Genomic DNA, 15342 nt, shown 5'->3' with positions numbered 1-15342 from the left:
CGGGGTGAGGTGCACGGGTCGCGCCATCAGACTCAGTCTCCGGAGCCACCTTCCATTTCCTGACGCGATGTCAGGATCTTGTCGATGACGCCCCAATCCTGGGCTTCGTCGGCCGTCATGAAATGGTCGCGGTCGAGGGTCTTTTCGACTTCCTCCAACGTGCGGCCCGTATGCTTCACGTAGACCTCGTTAAGACGTCTTTTCATCTTCAATATGTCACGGGCATGGCGCTCGATATCGGACGCCTGGCCCTGGAAGCCGCCGGAGGGCTGGTGCACCATGATGCGCGAGTTCGGGGTTGCGAAGCGCATGCCCTTCTCGCCGGCGCACAGGAGCAGCGAGCCCATGGAGGCGGCCTGGCCGATGCAGAGCGTCGAAACCGCCGGTTTGATGAACTGCATCGTGTCGTAGATCGCCATGCCGGCGGTGACGACGCCGCCGGGCGAATTGATGTAGAGGGCGATTTCCTTCTTCGGGTTTTCCGCCTCGAGGAAGAGAAGCTGGGCGCAGATCAGCGACGCCATATAGTCTTCGACGGGGCCCGTCAGGAAGATGATGCGCTCTTTGAGAAGACGCGAATAGATGTCGTATGAGCGCTCACCGCGATTGGTCTGCTCGACGACCATTGGCACCAAGGCCATTGCGGTATCAACTGGATTTCTCATGTCCGTCCTTTGTCAAGCTTCTCTTGATCCCTGGCCGAAGGCAGAAAGGCGCTCCGGAATCAAATGGAATGGGTCATCCCTACATAGAGTGTCAACGCCCGGTACTTCAAGACGGAGCATCCGATATCCTTAACTGCCCGGGGATGCGCGAGGCTGACCGCTATTACGATTCGTGCCCGGCCACAGCCGACAGATGTGTGGTTTCGCTGACAAGCACAGGTTTTTGCCCAATCAGGGTAAAGCAGGCGTGAACATTGTCTCGAAAATCCCTCCACCGCCGGTCCGAGCCCCGGATTTTCCGTGATCCGTGCAACGTCGTCTTAAAGACTGCATGGCATTCTGGCCGCGCTCGACATCGAGTATGGGAGTTTCGGGTGGATATTTTAACGGGCCTGATGATCTGGGCGGCGGAGGCGCTGACGCTTGCCGTCCTCCTGTGCTCACGCTGGTATTACGAGCGGGACCGCTTCTACCTGAGCTGGGGCGGCGGGTTTGCGCTGCACGGGATCGGCGTCATCCTGGTCGCGTTGCGCGGCGACATTCCCGATTTCGTCTCCATCCAGATCGCCAACACGCTGGTGCTCGCCGGTGTCGGCCTGTGGATCGCTGGCCTCCTGCAGTTCGACCGAAAGCCCGTGGAAGCCTACGTCGCCATCCCGGCACTTCTCTGGGTGGCGGGCATGTTCCTCTATCCGGTGCGCGAGAACTTCGCCAACCGGGTGGCTCTCCATAACGTCGCGACCATGGTTGGCCATGCGATCATGATCGCCATCCTCCTCAGGAACCAGGGCGCGTCGAAGATAACGCGACGGGTGCTTGCGGCCTTCATCGCCGTACAACTCTGCGCAAACGGCGTCGTCGCAGTTCTGGTGGTCGTCGGCGAGGCGAAAACCATCGGCGCGTCGCCGCACTCCGCCTGGTTGCTCTTCCCGGCGGCAGTCTGCCTCATCGCCATCGTCATGACCGGCGCCAAACTGCTGACTGAGCGCTCCGAGGAGAAACTCAAGACGCTTGCCGTCACCGACCCTTTGACCGGGGTTCTCAACCGACGCGGCCTGATCGACCAGTTCCATGCCCTGAGAAAAATCGAGAACGATGAAAAGCTGCTGATCGCTTTCCTGCATTTCGACCTCGACAACTTCAAGCAGATCAACGACCGCTGCGGCCACCAGGCGGGCGATTCGGTGCTGGTCGCCTTTTCGCAGGTCGGCCAGACCTCGATGCGCGGCCGCGGCTTCTTCGGCCGCATGGGCGGCGAGGAATTCGCCTCCATCCTGCGCGTCGGCGACATGATCGAGGCCGCGAGCATCGCCGAGGCGATCCGCCTGACGCTCAAGCGCCAGACCATCGTCACTGGCGAGCACAACATCACGGTCACCGTCAGCGCCGGCATCGCGATCGCGGCAGCCGAAAGCGCTGACCTCGATCTTTTGCTCAGCGCCGCGGACCGGGCGCTCTATACCGCAAAGGACAGCGGCCGCGATCGTACCGCGATCGATACCGGCACCGACGCCTCGGTCGTCCCGGCCGTCGACCGGCAGGGTGAGGACGAGGCGCCAACCGACGTACGCGCCAGCCACCAGGTCGCAGCTCTCAAACGCATGGCGTCGCTTGGCAAGCGCTGACATCCCCTTGTCCTCTTCATCCTGAAACCCACATTCGTCCGCAGGGATAAAACGCGGAGAGTGGGTCATGCGGGCAGGATTTTCGGGGATCAGACTTTTCGCTGGCATTTTTCTTTCATCAGTGCTTTCCGTTTCGGTGTTTTCGGCCGGTACGGCGTTGGCCCAGCAGGCATCCGATACCGTTGCGCCGGAGCGGGCAACGGGGTTCACGTCCGCCAAGCGCGTCGAGACGAAAAACTTCATGGTCGCCGCCGCCAATCCGCTGGCGGCCGAAGCCGGGCGCGACGTTATCGCCAGGGGCGGCAATGCGATCGACGCCCTGATTGCGGTCCAGACCGTGCTCGGCCTCGTCGAGCCGCAGAGCTCCGGCCTCGGCGGCGGCTCGTTCCTCGTCTATTACGATGCGGCCACCAGCAAGCTCGTCACGTTCGATGGCCGCGAGACTGCGCCGATGGAGGCAACGCCAAAACTTTTCCTCGATGCTCAGGGCCAGCCGCTGAAATTCATGGACGCGGTTATCGGCGGCCGATCGGTCGGCACGCCAGGCACCGTGCGCCTCCTCTCCGAAGTCCACAAGCGCTACGGCAAGGCCGACTGGGCGAGCCTGTTCGAACGGGCTGAGAAGCTTGCCGCCGACGGTTTCCAGGTCTCGCCCCGCCTGGCTTCGCTGATCGCCGCCGACGGTGACCGGCTGAAGAAACACGATGGTCCGAGGGGGTACTTCTACGACGCGTCTGGCGCGCCGCTGACGGCCGGCACGGTGCTCAAGAACCCAGCCTATGCCGAGACGCTGAAAGCGATTGCGACCGGCGGCGCGGATGCCTTCTACAAAGGGCCGATCGCCGAGGCGATCGTCAAGACGGTGCGCGAAGCGCCAGGCAATCCCGGCGTCCTGTCGCTCGCCGATCTCGCCAATTACCGAGTCAAGGAACGCGAGCCGGTCTGCGCCGCCTATCGCGCGCTCGACATCTGCGGCATGGGACCGCCCTCCTCCGGCGCCGTCGCGGTCGGCCAGATGCTCGGGGTGATCGAGAATTTCGACGTCAAGGCCCTCGGCCCCCGGAACGCCGAGAGCTGGCGGATCATCGGCGACGCGCAGCGCCTCGCCTTTGCCGACCGCGAACGCTACCTCGCCGACCCGGATTTCCAGCCCTTGCCGGTCAAGGGCCTGTTGAAGAAGGACTATCTCGGCAAACGCGCCGGCCTGCTCGACGGCACCAAAGCGCTTGGCGCCGATCAGGTGAAGGCCGGCGAGCCGGAATGGGACCATGCACTGCTGTTTGGCCGCGACGCGGCGATCGAGATGCCCTCCACCAGCCATTTCGTCATCGTCGACAGAGAGGGCAACGTCGTCTCGATGACCACGACGATCGAAAGCGGTTTCGGCTCAAGGCTGATGACAAACGGCTTCCTGCTCAACAACGAGCTCACCGACTTCTCCTTCAAGACCCATGACGGCAGCCTGCCCGTCGCCAACCGCGTCGAGCCGGGCAAGCGGCCGCGTTCCTCGATGGCGCCGACGATCGTGATGAAGGACGGCAAGCCGCTGCTCGCGATTGGCTCACCTGGCGGCAGCCAGATCATCGGCTATGTGGCGCAGGCCTTGATCGCCTATATCGACTGGGGCATGCCGGTGGAGCAGATCGTCGCCCAACCGCATTTCATCAATCGGTTCGGGACTTACGAGATCGAGGCCGGCACCGAGGCGGAAAAGCTTGCCGAACCATTGAAGGCGCTGGGTTACGAGGTGAAGCCGGGCGAGATGAATTCCGGACTGCATGCGATCGAGATCACCGCCAGCGGTCTCGTGGGCAGCGCGGACCCACGCCGCGAGGGCGTGGCTGTTGGAGAATGATCAGACTTCGGCGTCGCCATAGGCCAGGGCCGTCTTGGTCGGCCCTTTCGGATCGACCAGCGGTGACTTGAGAAGCGTCTTCATCACCGTCCAGGCCTTGCGCACCACCTTGATATCCGCTCCGCCTTTTTCGAGAGGAAAGCGGATGCTGAATTCGGCGGCGATCGGCGTACGAAGCTTTTCCTCCCTCCACCAGAGGATCATGGCGCATTCCGCCTCGATCTCATTCGAAAGCCTGATCCACCCTTCCTCGTAGACATGTTCGACGACACGCAGGCCGGCGACGGTCTGCACCGGGGTCTCGGGGTCTGGCAGCGAAGCCTTGCGAACATCCGTGTAAGGCGCAAGGCACTCGCCGACGGTTAGGGGCATGTGCTTCGGATTGAATTCCGCTTCCACTGAACGGCTGAACAGCGCCCAGAAACGGGGGGTGTCGGCAGGCGGCATCGCCTTCACCTCCTCTTCGAACTTGGGCTCTTCGTCGCCCTTCTTCCGCAGTTCGAAATCCTGCGCTTCGGCAAGCAGGCGGTCGCCATGCCGGAACTTCAGCGTCGCCTTCCAGTCCTTGCTGGAACCCAGTTTGCGGCGCATGCGGAAAACCATGTCGGAACGGAGGTAGAGATCTCGTTTCTCGGTATCCAGAAAGAAGAGGTCACGCTGCTTGCTGTCCTTTAGCACATCAAGCCTGCCGTGCGTATCGATGTCGACGCCCTGCAGTTCCGCACGCAGACGCTCCCAGAAGCGCGCCACCGCCCTACCGCGGGCAGTCTCGTCACCGGCGAACTCCTTCGCATGCAGCATGACCTTGTATTCGCGCGATAACAGGCACACAGGCTTCCCTCCCCGCTCGACAGCGGCCCTTGCATCCAAACATGATCGCAATCCTGAATTGCGTCAATCACTCAATCTTTTCCGCGCTTGCGAAATCCGCTAGGTCTTCAGACATGACCATTCTGCCCGATTTTCTCCGCATCGATCCCGACACCCGCCGCGTCTCGCTCGACGGCCGCAACCCGGCTTTCTATAGCGACCCGAACCGCGTCTACGCCCTGCTCCACGAACATTGTCCAACCTTCTATTGGGAAGAGCAGCGGCAATGGTTCTTCACCGGCTACGACCATGTGAACGGGCTGTTGCGTGACCGGCGGTTCGGCCGGCAGATCCTGCATATCGCCAGCCGTGAGGAGCTTGGCCTGCCCGAGCCGTTGGCTCATCTCGAAAATTTCGATCTCGCCGAGCGGTATTCGCTGCTGGAACTCGAGCCGCCTGACCACACGCGGCTTCGCACGCTCGTCAACCGCGCCTTCGTGTCGCGGCATATCGAGAGGCTCCGGCCGGAGATCGCAGAACTTGCCGAAAGACTGATCGACGGATTCGAAGGCCAAGGTGAGACGGAGCTGCTTTCCGCCTTCGCCGACATCATTCCGGTAACGATGATCGCCCGGATGATCGGCATTCCGGACGAGATGGGGCCGAAGCTTCTCAAATGGTCACATGCCTATGTCGGCATGTACATGTTCAAGCGGACCGAGGAGGACGAACATGCCGCCGACCGGGCAGCAAGAGAATTTTCCGACTATGTCAAAGGCCTGATCGCCGAGCGCCGCCGGGAGCCGCGCGAAGACCTTCTCACCCACATGATCCACACGGAGCACAAGGGCCAGTATCTCACCGACGACGAACTGGTCTCGACCACCATCGTGCTGCTCAACGCCGGCCACGAGGCGACCGTGCATCAGATCGGCAATTCGGTGCGGGTGATCCTGGAGAGCGGCCTGTCCCCGGCAGACCTTTTCCGCGACGAGGCGGCGACCGAGCGAACGGTCGAGGAAACGCTGCGCATCTGCGCGCCCGTGCACATCTTCCAGCGCTGGGCGCTCGAGGACGTCGAGATCGACGGGCTCGAATTCAAACGCGGCGACAAGGTGAGCCTCATCCTCGCCGCCGCCAATCTCGACCCCAAGAAATTCTCCAATCCGCTGGCCTTCAGGCCCGACCGGCAGGAAGCCGCCAACCTCTCCTTCGGCGCCGGCATCCATTTCTGCATCGGCGCACCGCTTGCAAGGCTGGAACTCAACACCGTGCTGCCGATCCTCTTCCGGCGGCTGCCCGGCATGCGGATCGCCACGCCGCCGGTGGTGAAGGACGTCTACCATTTCCATGGATTGGAGCGACTGGACCTGGCTTGGGAACAGGCAAGCCAGGCTCTCTGAATAGTTCCCGAAATCGGTGTGCAACTGCGGACTATGCCGCAGCTGCACGTCGCAATCAGGCGCCGGCGGCAACGCCGTAACGGGTTGCCGGCTTGTTGAGCGACAGATAGGGACGCAGCCCGCCGCGGGCGGTCGTGTAGGCCTCATAAAGCTGCGTATCGGCAAGCGACGGCATGGTGACCAGTTCGCCGCGGTCGAGACCCACAAGCGCCGCATCGACAAGGTCGCCGACTTCCATGACCGAGTTCTGGTCCAGATTGTCCATCGAGCCGCCGACACGATCGAAGATTTCGGTGCGGGTATAACCGGGCAGGACCGCCTGGATCTTCACGCCGGTGTCCTTCAGCTCTGCAGCGAGGGCTTCCGTCAGGGCCAGAACGAAGGCCTTGCTGGCGGCATAGGTGCCGCTGAAGAATTCCGCGGCGAGCGCCACGGCGGAGGCGATGTTGACGATGGCGCCCTGACCCCGGGCAACGAAAGCCTGCGCGGCTGCGATTGCGAGACGGTTGGCGGCGGTGACGTTGAGATCGACCATCTGGTCGAGGTAATCCGGATCGGCTTTCAGCAGTGGACCCTTCGGGCCGATGCCGGCATTGTTGACGAAGAGCGTGATCGAGCCGTCCTCGCGCAGGCGCTTGTCGACGGCGAGCACATCGGCACGCTGGCTGAGGTCGGCGCGCAGCACGTCGGCCCTGATTCCATGTTCGCTCGTCAACCGGCCGGCAAGCGCCCTCAGCCGATCCGCGTCGCGGGCGACGAGGACGAGATCATAGCCGCGCTTGGCGAGCTTTTCCGCATAAGTCGCTCCGATGCCCGACGATGCGCCGGTCACGAGTGCGGTTCCGAGTTTTGAATTGTTGGTCATGGTCCATCTCCTTTGGTTTTGGCTGGAATTCTGGCCGGCGTTTCCGGTACCTGGAATTTGCTGGCATATGCCACTATATATGAAAAGCACGATTTGAAGCTGCAAGGGGCGGCCGCAAATTTTTCATCGGAGTGGAAGGGCCAGCCAAAAGCGGGCATTGTCCCGCGACAAGATCGGAACGAGACATGACGGACAAAGACAAACAGGACAAGCAAAGGCAGAACGAAGACGGCGTCTGGCTTCATTGCAGCAATACCGCAGTGCGCCGCGCCTCGCGGCATCTCGGCCAGCTCTATGAGGATGCGATGGGCGATACAGGCCTCAGGGGAACGCAGTTCTCCCTGATGTCCCAGATCGCCGGATCCAACCAGCCGACGTTGAAAAACCTCGCGGAGGCGATGGTCATGGACCTCTCGGCGCTCGGCCATACGCTGAAGCCGCTGATCCGCGACGGGCTGGTGGAACTGGTGCCCGATGCCCAAGACCGCCGCGCCAAGCGCGTCCGCCTGACGGAGACGGGCGCAGCCACACAGCGCGACCTCACCGCCCGCTGGCAGATCGCTCAGGACCGTTTCGACAAGGCATTCGGCAAGGAAAAATCAGAGGAATTGCGGCGGGTGCTGGCGTTCATCTCGTCGGGCGAATTTGCCAAGGCCTTCAAGCGGGGTGAAGAAGCCTGATCCTCAAACCCTGATCACGTAATCCTTGCGAGTCGTTTCAACCACTTCCCAGGTTCCCTTGAACCCGGGTCTGAGGATCATGCTGTCGCCCGGCTTCAACCGGACCGCCTCGCCGCCCTCCTCTGTGACGATCGAGTGGCCAGAGAGGATGTGGAAATATTCCCACTCGTCATAAACAATCCGCCACTTGCCGGGCGTCGCTTCCCATATGCCGGCATAAAGCCCGCCCTCCGCTTCCTCGAAATTCCAGGTGCGGAAAGTCGGGGTGCCGGAGACCAGCCGGTCCGGTGCCGGCGCGCCCTCTTCGGGTTCGATGGACGAGAGGTCATATTTTATCCAGGCGCTCACTATTTGGTCCTCTCGGGTGCATGTTTTCGAGCTGTTTGACGCGATCGCGACGATCGCCCGCAGACGTCCGATCGGGGCCGTTGCGGGCGCCGGTCATCAGATCTTCGACAAAGCCTGGTCGAGGTCGGCGATGATGTCGGCGGCATCCTCGATGCCGATCGACAGGCGCACCACGTCCGGCCCGGCGCCGGCGGCGATCTGCTGTTCTTCGCTCAGCTGCCGGTGCGTCGTCGAGGCCGGATGGATGACCAGCGAACGGGTGTCGCCGATATTGGCTAGGTGGGAGAACAGCTGCAGGCCTTCCACCAGCGTCTTGCCCGCCTCGTAGCCGCCGGTAACGCCGAAGGTAAAGACCGAGCCGGCGCCCTTCGGCGAATACCGCCTCTGCAGGGCATGGTTGGGGTCGTCCTCCAGGCCGGAATAGCTGACCCAGGCGACCTTCGGATGCGCCTTCAGCCATTTGGCGACGGCAGCGGCGTTGTCGCAGTGTTTCTGCATCCTGAGCGGAAGCGTCTCGATGCCGGTCAGGATCATGAACGCGTTGAAGGGCGAGATCGCCGGTCCCATATCGCGCAGGCCCAGCACGCGGCAGGCGATGGCAAAGCCGATATTGCCGAAAGCCTGGTACAGGACGATGCCGCCATATTCGCTGCGCGGTTCCGAGAGCATCGGATAATTGCCCGATTTCGACCAGTTGAAGGTGCCTCCGTCAACGATCACGCCGCCCATGGAATTGCCGTGGCCACCCATGAACTTGGTCAGCGAGTGGATGACGATATCGGCGCCGTGCTCGAGCGGCCGGACAAGGTAGGGGGTCGCCATGGTGTTGTCGACGATCAGCGGAATGCCCCGCCGATGCGCCACCTCGGCGATCGCCGCGATATCCACGAACGTGCCGGCGGGATTGGCAAGGCTCTCGATGAAGATCGCGCGAGTGCGCTCGTCGATGCCGGCCTCGAAGCTTGCCGGATCGTCGGTATCGGCCCAGCGCACCTGCCAGTCGAAACTCTTGAACGCATTGCCGAACTGATTGATGGAGCCGCCGTAGAGTTTTCGCGCCGCGATGAAATTGTCGCCGGGCTGCATGATCGTATGGAAAGTCAGCATCTGCGCCGCATGGCCGGAGGCGACCGCAAGCGCCGCGGTGCCGCCCTCAAGTGCCGCCACCCGTTCCTCCAGCACCGCCTGGGTCGGGTTCATGATGCGGGTGTAGATATTGCCGAACTGCTGCAGGCCGAACAGGGCGGCGGCGTGATCCGCATCGTTGAAGACGAAAGACGTGGTCTGGTAGATCGGCGTCGCCCGCGCACCGGTCGTCGGATCGGGCTGGGCGCCCGCATGCACGGCCAGCGTCGAAAACCCCGGATTGAGTGTCGGCATGTTAGTCCCTCCCCTTGAATTGGCGCCTGGTTGTTAGCGCTCCAACAGGCCCCGGCGGTTGATCACGATCAAGGTATATCGTTCTCCGGAACCTATCCTCCGGGGAAATAGAGAGGAGTTTGCAATGGACAACACAATTCCCACCCCTGACCCCACCCGGGAAAATCTCACCGGCAGGCTGAAGCGCTGGTGTTCCGTCACGTGGGCGGCGATCAACGAAGCCAAGCTTCTCGCCAGCCTGGACGACGAAACCGTGAAGCTGCTGGCGCAGGACAACGCCTTGTCGGAGCAGGAACTGCGTGAACTGATCGCCAAAGGCCCGCATGCGGCCGACGAAATGTTGGCGCTGATGAAGCTGCTCAACATCGATCCGGAAGAAGCCAGGCTGGAGGAGCCGGCCGAATTCCGCGACATGCACATCACCTGCGTCCACTGCGGCGAGAAGACCCGCTGTCGGCGCGAACTCACCGACGGCAGCGCCGCCGCCGACTTCGCAAGCTATTGCGGCAATGCCGAGCTGCTCGACGACATGCGCAACCGGCCGGAACTGCTCGCCAAGTAGCTCGCTTAGACGGTCGTCTCAGGCAACGAGGCGGGGATATTCGATCGCCGGGCAGCGATCCATGACGATCTTGATGCCGGCCGCTTCCGCCTTTTCGGCGGCCTTGTCGTCGCGCACGCTCAGCTGGCCCCAGATCACCTTCGGCCTGGTTTCGAGTCCGATCGCCTCGTCGACCACGCCGTCCAGATATTCGGCGGCACGGAAAACGTCGACCATATCGACCGGCTGCGGCACGTCCGAAAGCGTCCTGTAGACCGTCTGGCCGAGGATCTGCTTGCCGGCCTGGCCGGGATTGACGGGAAACACCGTATAGCCCTTGGAAAGCAGAAACCCCATGACCCGGTTGCTCGGCCTGTCGGGATTAGGGGATGCGCCGAGAAGCGCAATCGTCCTTGTGCTCTTCAGGATATCGGCGATATAGGCATTGTCGTAATGGTCATGGTTCATGACGGCGGCTCCTGCAATAGTGCGCCTCTGGCGGCGCAGTGCTTCTGCGCTATGTAAGTCCGCGTCTCGTCAAAAGGGATGAGGATCATGAAAAAATTTCTCGGCTGCCTTGCGATCATTGCCAGCGGCACCCTCCTCTCGGCTGAGCCGGCCGCCGCGATATCGCGTTACAATTCAACCGGCATGTCCTGCGCTGCCGTACAGCGGGCGATCGGCCGGGAGGGCGCGGTGATCCTGCGTTACCCGTCCCGCAACAAGGCGCGGATGACGCTCTACGACCGCTATGTCATCGACAGCGGCTACTGCGACGGCCATGAGTTCGCCGACCGGGCGACGGTGCCGACGGCCGACACGCCGAGCTGTCCCGTTCGTGCCTGTAAAAGAAGACCCGATCCAGAAGATTGTTTTCCTCTCCAGGCCGGCTGCCTGAGATTCTAGGCAGCTTCTTGAGTGAAAAAATCGAGAATGCCCGAACGCCGAGGTTCCCTGAACGTTCGGACTACATTCCTCCTTTGTACTCGCACATATTAGCACCATCTTATGGTTGAATTAGAAATTGCTACTAGATTTTGCCGGGGCAAACTTGGTTCTCTGAACATTTGTCAGGTTTTCTTTTCCGTCGTGCATCCCATTGAAATGTGAGCAGGTGACAGCTATCGCCGCGCTAGAATCCACCTGAAAGCTTCAAAAAAGTATGGATTTCGCCAATTGGAGCACCACCCTCCGTCCCTCCATCTTCACAACTCTGGATTTAGCTCGAACGAGCAACAAGCGCGATGGGCGGCGCAACTCACCCTGCCATCCCAACAGGTTTTTCACGCTTCCGACAGCCGTTCCCAAGCCCGGTTTGCCGCGCGGCGGAATTCCGGCTCACGCATATAAGATGGGTTTTCTTTCCCATCATGAGAGCCAAGCGGATAGCGGCCGAACGGCTGGTTTGGCAGCCACAGCGGGGCCGAGCCAACGATTTGGCGCTGATGGCTTCGTATTTTGCTCGGAAAATTGTGGTATCATGGAACCACATAGATAACCCTTTGATTTTGCTGTATCTATTTTTCGATCCGCGAAAACCGTCACCTTGACGCTTTTGGCCTCCCTGGGTATAAGCCGCCCCAGAACGCGGACCGTCTCGGCCCGCTTTCTTTTTGCCGGCCTCGGCCATGGCAATCCAAGCAACAAGAAACGCCCTGCATTCGAAGGTTTCGGATGTCACGGGTCCTAGAAGAAAGAGTTAAAAACATGTCAACCTTCGTTCAGAAGCCTGCAGAGGTGGTGAAGAAGTGGGTGATCATCGATGCCGAAGGCCTCGTTGTCGGTCGCCTCGCCACCATCGTCGCCAACCGGCTCCGCGGCAAGCACAAGGCCACCTTCACTCCGCACGTCGATGATGGCGACAACGTCATCATCATCAATGCGGAAAAGTGCGTCCTCACCGGCAAGAAGTATTCCGACAAGACCTATTACTGGCACACCGGTTACCCGGGTGGCATCAAGGAGCGCACCGCGCGCCAGATCATCGAAGGCCGCTTTCCGGAGCGCGTCATCGAGAAGGCTGTCGAGCGCATGGTTCCCCGTGGTCCGCTCGGCCGTCGCCAGATGAAGAACCTGCGCGTCTACGCCGGTTCCAACCATCCCCATGAAGCACAGCAGCCGGTCGCCCTCGACGTGGCATCGCTGAACAGCAAGAACGTAAGGAGCGCCTGATAATGGCCGATCTTTCCTCCCTGAAGGACCTCGCGCCGGCTGCCGAAGCTGCCGCTCCGGTCTATGTCCGCAAGGTCGATAGCCTCGGCCGCTCCTATGCGACCGGCAAGCGCAAGAACGCCGTCGCCCGCGTCTGGGTCAAGGCTGGCACCGGCAAGATCACGGTCAACGGCCGTGACTTCTCGACCTACTTCGCCCGTCCCGTCCTGCAGATGATCCTGCAGCAGCCGGTTATCGCCGCAGCCCGCACCGGCCAGTTCGACATCGTCGCGACCGTCGCCGGTGGCGGTCTCTCCGGCCAGGCCGGCGCCGTTCGTCACGGCGTTTCCAAGGCACTCACCTACTTCGAGCCGGGCCTTCGCGGCGTGCTCAAGAAGGGTGGCTTCCTGACCCGCGACAGCCGCGTGGTCGAGCGTAAGAAGTACGGCAAGGCAAAGGCCCGCCGCTCCTTCCAGTTCTCCAAGCGTTAATCGCTTCTGGTTTCAGACTTGCAAAAGGCGGGGCTTCGGCTCCGCCTTTTCGTTTTATGGGCTTTCTCATATCGGCAGCTCGGTGGTCGATTTCAGTTCGCGCAGGACAAAGCTGGAGACCACGTTGCGCACATGCGGATTGCGCATCAGGTGGCGGGTCATGAAGGCCTCGTAGGCTTCGACATCGCGCGCCCGGATCTTCAGCATGTAGTCGAACGTTCCCGACAGCGCATAACACTCCATGATCTCCGGCCGGTCGCGCACGACGGTGGCAAAGGCTTCAATTGCCTCCTCGTGATGGTCCTCCAGCGTCACATGGGCGACGATGCAGAGCTTGAGGTCGAGTTTTGCCGGATCGAGAAGTGCTACCCGCTTTCGGATGACGCCCTCGGCCTCCAGTTCCTGGATCTTGCGCCAGGCGGTGCTTTGCGACATGCCGGCCTTTTCCGCCAGTTCGGCAAGCGACGAACCATCGCCCGTCTGCACGAGTTGCAGAAGCTTGCGGGCCGCCTGCAGGTTTTCTTTCATGATGGCCTCTCCTCCCGAAATATCCTCCCATTATTTACGCCCAATTCGGCAAAGCTGAAATGATTACCCGCGCTTTGGGAGATATAATGGTGATCTGACGGCCGGTGGCTGGAGCACCCGGCCATTCCATCACGCAACGGGGAGGCGCTCATGACCAAACAAAGCACCTACACGGCAAACCTGCCGGATGCAGACGGGATCTATCACTACACACGCGAAGAAGACGGGATCTGGAGCGAACTCTACGAACGCCAGATGAGGCTCCTGGCCGACAAGGCCTGCCGGGAATATCTGGATGGCGTCCAGGCACTCGGATTGAAGGCGGACAAGGTTCCGCAGCTTCGCGATGTCGACCGGCGCCTCAACGAGACCACCGGCTTCGGCGTCGAGGGTGTGCCCGCCCTCATTCCGCCATCGCGTTTCTACGAGTTGCTGTCGCAGGGTAAGTTTCCGCTGGCGACCTTCATCCGCCGCCGCGAGCACATCGACTATATCGAGGAACCGGATATCTTCCATGAGGTCTTCGGCCACTGCCCGCTCCTCACCAACCAGAGTTATGCCAATTTCGTTCGCCGATTCGGCGAAAAAGCCGTCGGGCTTGGCCGGGAATATTCCTGGCATCTATTCCGGATCTTCTGGTTTACCGTCGAGTTCGGCCTGATCGACACGCCGCAAGGGCGCCGCTGCTTCGGCGCCGGCATCGTCTCCTCTCCCAACGAGACGCGGGCCGCCATGGAAGGCCGCGAGGCCGAATTCCGGCCCTTCGATCTGATAACGGTGCTCAGGACCCCCTACCGCATCGATATCGTCCAGCCGATCTACTATGTCATCGACAGCTTTGCGCAGCTGGAATCGATCATCGAGGAGGATATCGGCGCGCGCATCAGCGAGGCCAAGGCGCTGGGAGACTTTCCGCCGGTGTTCGAAGCCAAGGCTTCCTGAACGGGAGGCATTTGTTTCGTTCAGGCTTGCCTTGTCGGCCCTTATTGTCCAACGTCCCGCCACCTTAACGATGGAGGGACGCCATGGCAGAAAAGTCGATCGACCATGCCTTCACTGCAAAAAGCCTGACCTCGGCCGCGTCGGACCCGACGTTTGCCGGCGCACTGTCGTTCATGCGCCGCCGTTTCACCAAGGATCTGGCGGGTGTCGATACGGTTGTCTGGGGCATCCCCTTCGATGCCGCGACCTCCAACCGGCCGGGCGCCCGGTTCGGGCCGCAGGCGATCCGGCGGGCATCGGCGATCTTCGACAACGATCCGCAATATCCGTTCCAGCGCGATCTCTTCGCCGAGATGGCCGTCGTCGATTATGGCGACTGCCTGCTCGACTACGGCAACCACCAGAAGACCCCGGCTGCGATCGAGACCCAGGCGAATGTCATCCTCGACAGCGGCGCGTTTTTGCTGACGCTCGGCGGCGACCATTATGTCACCTGGCCGCTGCTCAAGGCGCATGCCGCCAAACACGGACCGATGGCGCTGGTGCAGTTCGACGCGCATCAGGACACGTGGCTCGACGACGAGGGACGCATCGACCACGGCTCCTTCGTGGCGCGGGCGGTGCGGGCCGGCCTCATCGACCCTGCCCGATCGATCCAGGTCGGCATCCGCACCCATGCGCCGGAAGATTTCGGGATCCGCCTCCTCTACGGCCATGAGGTTGAGGAGATGACGGCAGCCGAGATCGCGAGGGTTATCGTCAATCACGTCGGGGAAACACCGACCTACCTCACCTTCGACATCGACTGCCTCGATCCGGCTTTTGCGCCGGGCACCGGCACGCCGGTCGCCGGCGGGCCTTCGAGCGCCAAGATACTCTCGGTGCTGCGCCAGCTTGGGGGCCTCGACATCCGCGGCTCCGATGTCGTCGAGGTGGCACCGGCGTATGACCATGCGGATATCACCGCCATTGCGGGGGCGACGGTTGCGATGTATATGCTCGGTCTTCGCGCGGAACGCCGCGCGGGCGCGTTAAATTTCTGAATCAACTTGCTGGTA

The 15342-nt window shown here is 61.7% G+C and carries 17 protein-coding genes; 10 read left to right on the top strand and 7 right to left on the bottom strand.

The features are described 5' to 3' along the window. Positions 1 to 32: 32 nt before the first annotated feature. Entirely contained in the window at positions 33 to 665 is a 633-nt protein-coding gene (clpP, locus tag ACSQ3G_RS05255; RefSeq protein WP_007753416.1) for an ATP-dependent Clp endopeptidase proteolytic subunit ClpP, read from the bottom strand. A gap of 374 nt (positions 666 to 1039) precedes the next feature. On the opposite strand from clpP, the gene ACSQ3G_RS05250 reads away from it, so the two are divergent. Next, positions 1040 to 2290 (top strand): GGDEF domain-containing protein, encoded by a 1251-nt coding sequence (locus tag ACSQ3G_RS05250; RefSeq protein WP_436109301.1) that lies wholly within the window; start codon positions 1040 to 1042, stop codon positions 2288 to 2290. A gap of 67 nt (positions 2291 to 2357) precedes the next feature. Next, positions 2358 to 4145 carry a gamma-glutamyltransferase gene (gene ggt, locus ACSQ3G_RS05245; protein WP_436109300.1) on the top strand — a complete coding sequence of 596 codons (1788 nt, stop codon included), beginning with the start codon at positions 2358 to 2360 and terminating at the stop codon, positions 4143 to 4145. Here ggt and ACSQ3G_RS05240 read toward each other — a convergent pair whose 3' ends face one another. Continuing rightward, positions 4146 to 4976 (bottom strand): hypothetical protein, encoded by an 831-nt coding sequence (locus ACSQ3G_RS05240; RefSeq protein ID WP_436109299.1) that lies wholly within the window; start codon positions 4974 to 4976, stop codon positions 4146 to 4148. A gap of 113 nt (positions 4977 to 5089) precedes the next feature. Here ACSQ3G_RS05240 and ACSQ3G_RS05235 point away from each other — a divergent pair, with 113 nt between their 5' ends. After that, a complete protein-coding gene (locus tag ACSQ3G_RS05235; protein ID WP_436109298.1) occupies positions 5090 to 6358 on the top strand; it encodes a cytochrome P450 in 1269 nt (422 codons plus the stop codon). Positions 6359 to 6413: 55 nt separating this feature from the next. On the opposite strand, the gene ACSQ3G_RS05230 is transcribed toward ACSQ3G_RS05235, so the two are convergent. Continuing rightward, on the bottom strand, positions 6414 to 7223 hold the full coding sequence (locus ACSQ3G_RS05230; RefSeq protein WP_436109297.1) for an SDR family NAD(P)-dependent oxidoreductase: 810 nt from the start codon (positions 7221 to 7223) through the stop codon (positions 6414 to 6416). A gap of 185 nt (positions 7224 to 7408) precedes the next feature. Here ACSQ3G_RS05230 and ACSQ3G_RS05225 point away from each other — a divergent pair, with 185 nt between their 5' ends. Continuing rightward, positions 7409 to 7903 (top strand): MarR family winged helix-turn-helix transcriptional regulator, encoded by a 495-nt coding sequence (locus ACSQ3G_RS05225; protein ID WP_436109296.1) that lies wholly within the window; start codon positions 7409 to 7411, stop codon positions 7901 to 7903. A gap of 3 nt (positions 7904 to 7906) precedes the next feature. Here ACSQ3G_RS05225 and ACSQ3G_RS05220 read toward each other — a convergent pair whose 3' ends face one another. Further along, positions 7907 to 8251 carry a cupin domain-containing protein gene (locus ACSQ3G_RS05220; RefSeq protein WP_436109295.1) on the bottom strand — a complete coding sequence of 115 codons (345 nt, stop codon included), beginning with the start codon at positions 8249 to 8251 and terminating at the stop codon, positions 7907 to 7909. 96 nt (positions 8252 to 8347) lie between these two features. Continuing rightward, entirely contained in the window at positions 8348 to 9631 is a 1284-nt protein-coding gene (locus tag ACSQ3G_RS05215) for an O-acetylhomoserine aminocarboxypropyltransferase (protein WP_436109294.1), read from the bottom strand. 124 nt (positions 9632 to 9755) lie between these two features. On the opposite strand from ACSQ3G_RS05215, the gene ACSQ3G_RS05210 reads away from it, so the two are divergent. After that, positions 9756 to 10193 (top strand): DUF6455 family protein, encoded by a 438-nt coding sequence (locus ACSQ3G_RS05210; RefSeq protein WP_436109293.1) that lies wholly within the window; start codon positions 9756 to 9758, stop codon positions 10191 to 10193. Positions 10194 to 10211: 18 nt separating this feature from the next. Here ACSQ3G_RS05210 and ACSQ3G_RS05205 read toward each other — a convergent pair whose 3' ends face one another. Continuing rightward, positions 10212 to 10640: a CoA-binding protein gene (locus ACSQ3G_RS05205; protein ID WP_105427933.1), complete on the bottom strand. Its 429-nt coding sequence runs from the start codon at positions 10638 to 10640 to the stop codon at positions 10212 to 10214. A gap of 87 nt (positions 10641 to 10727) precedes the next feature. Here ACSQ3G_RS05205 and ACSQ3G_RS05200 point away from each other — a divergent pair, with 87 nt between their 5' ends. The 3 genes from ACSQ3G_RS05200 (at position 10728) to rpsI (ending at position 12814) form a co-directional block, all read left to right on the top strand. Further along, positions 10728 to 11078, top strand: a complete 351-nt coding sequence (locus ACSQ3G_RS05200) for a hypothetical protein (protein ID WP_436109292.1) — start codon at positions 10728 to 10730, stop codon at positions 11076 to 11078. Positions 11079 to 11879: 801 nt separating this feature from the next. Continuing rightward, positions 11880 to 12344, top strand: coding sequence for a 50S ribosomal protein L13 (rplM, locus tag ACSQ3G_RS05195; protein WP_037080613.1), 465 nt, complete (start codon positions 11880 to 11882; stop codon positions 12342 to 12344). Between the two features lie 2 nt (positions 12345 to 12346). Beyond that, positions 12347 to 12814: a 30S ribosomal protein S9 gene (rpsI, locus tag ACSQ3G_RS05190; protein WP_046605537.1), complete on the top strand. Its 468-nt coding sequence runs from the start codon at positions 12347 to 12349 to the stop codon at positions 12812 to 12814. A gap of 66 nt (positions 12815 to 12880) precedes the next feature. On the opposite strand, the gene ACSQ3G_RS05185 is transcribed toward rpsI, so the two are convergent. After that, entirely contained in the window at positions 12881 to 13342 is a 462-nt protein-coding gene (locus ACSQ3G_RS05185) for an Lrp/AsnC family transcriptional regulator (protein WP_038541909.1), read from the bottom strand. Positions 13343 to 13492: 150 nt separating this feature from the next. Between ACSQ3G_RS05185 and ACSQ3G_RS05180 the strand changes: the two genes are divergently transcribed. Continuing rightward, on the top strand, positions 13493 to 14284 hold the full coding sequence (locus tag ACSQ3G_RS05180) for a phenylalanine 4-monooxygenase (protein WP_436109291.1): 792 nt from the start codon (positions 13493 to 13495) through the stop codon (positions 14282 to 14284). 83 nt (positions 14285 to 14367) lie between these two features. Then, complete coding sequence (gene speB / locus ACSQ3G_RS05175; RefSeq protein WP_436109290.1) at positions 14368 to 15327, top strand: agmatinase; 960 nt, start codon at positions 14368 to 14370, stop codon at positions 15325 to 15327. Positions 15328 to 15342: the final 15 nt, after the last annotated feature.

The organism is Neorhizobium tomejilense (assembly GCF_964254135.1).
Classification (GTDB): Bacteria; Pseudomonadota; Alphaproteobacteria; order Rhizobiales; family Rhizobiaceae; genus Neorhizobium; species Neorhizobium tomejilense.
The sequence above is the reverse complement of the archived record's forward strand: the minus strand, read 5'-3'. Positions and strand labels throughout refer to the sequence as shown.

Excerpts from the sequence above, each read along its gene's own strand:
- ACSQ3G_RS05235 (WP_436109298.1), top strand. The coding sequence starts at position 5,090 with ATGACCATTCTGCCCGATTTTCTCCGCATCGATCCCGACACCCGCCGC.
- ggt (WP_436109300.1), top strand. The coding sequence starts at position 2,358 with ATGCGGGCAGGATTTTCGGGGATCAGACTTTTCGCTGGCATTTTTCTT.
- ACSQ3G_RS05230 (WP_436109297.1), bottom strand. The coding sequence starts at position 7,223 with ATGACCAACAATTCAAAACTCGGAACCGCACTCGTGACCGGCGCATCG.
- ACSQ3G_RS05200 (WP_436109292.1), top strand. The coding sequence starts at position 10,728 with ATGAAAAAATTTCTCGGCTGCCTTGCGATCATTGCCAGCGGCACCCTC.
- ACSQ3G_RS05225 (WP_436109296.1), top strand. The coding sequence starts at position 7,409 with ATGACGGACAAAGACAAACAGGACAAGCAAAGGCAGAACGAAGACGGC.
- rplM (WP_037080613.1), top strand. The coding sequence starts at position 11,880 with ATGTCAACCTTCGTTCAGAAGCCTGCAGAGGTGGTGAAGAAGTGGGTG.
- ACSQ3G_RS05210 (WP_436109293.1), top strand. The coding sequence starts at position 9,756 with ATGGACAACACAATTCCCACCCCTGACCCCACCCGGGAAAATCTCACC.
- ACSQ3G_RS05180 (WP_436109291.1), top strand. The coding sequence starts at position 13,493 with ATGACCAAACAAAGCACCTACACGGCAAACCTGCCGGATGCAGACGGG.
- speB (WP_436109290.1), top strand. The coding sequence starts at position 14,368 with ATGGCAGAAAAGTCGATCGACCATGCCTTCACTGCAAAAAGCCTGACC.
- ACSQ3G_RS05205 (WP_105427933.1), bottom strand. The coding sequence starts at position 10,640 with ATGAACCATGACCATTACGACAATGCCTATATCGCCGATATCCTGAAG.
- rpsI (WP_046605537.1), top strand. The coding sequence starts at position 12,347 with ATGGCCGATCTTTCCTCCCTGAAGGACCTCGCGCCGGCTGCCGAAGCT.
- ACSQ3G_RS05215 (WP_436109294.1), bottom strand. The coding sequence starts at position 9,631 with ATGCCGACACTCAATCCGGGGTTTTCGACGCTGGCCGTGCATGCGGGC.
- ACSQ3G_RS05185 (WP_038541909.1), bottom strand. The coding sequence starts at position 13,342 with ATGAAAGAAAACCTGCAGGCGGCCCGCAAGCTTCTGCAACTCGTGCAG.
- clpP (WP_007753416.1), bottom strand. The coding sequence starts at position 665 with ATGAGAAATCCAGTTGATACCGCAATGGCCTTGGTGCCAATGGTCGTC.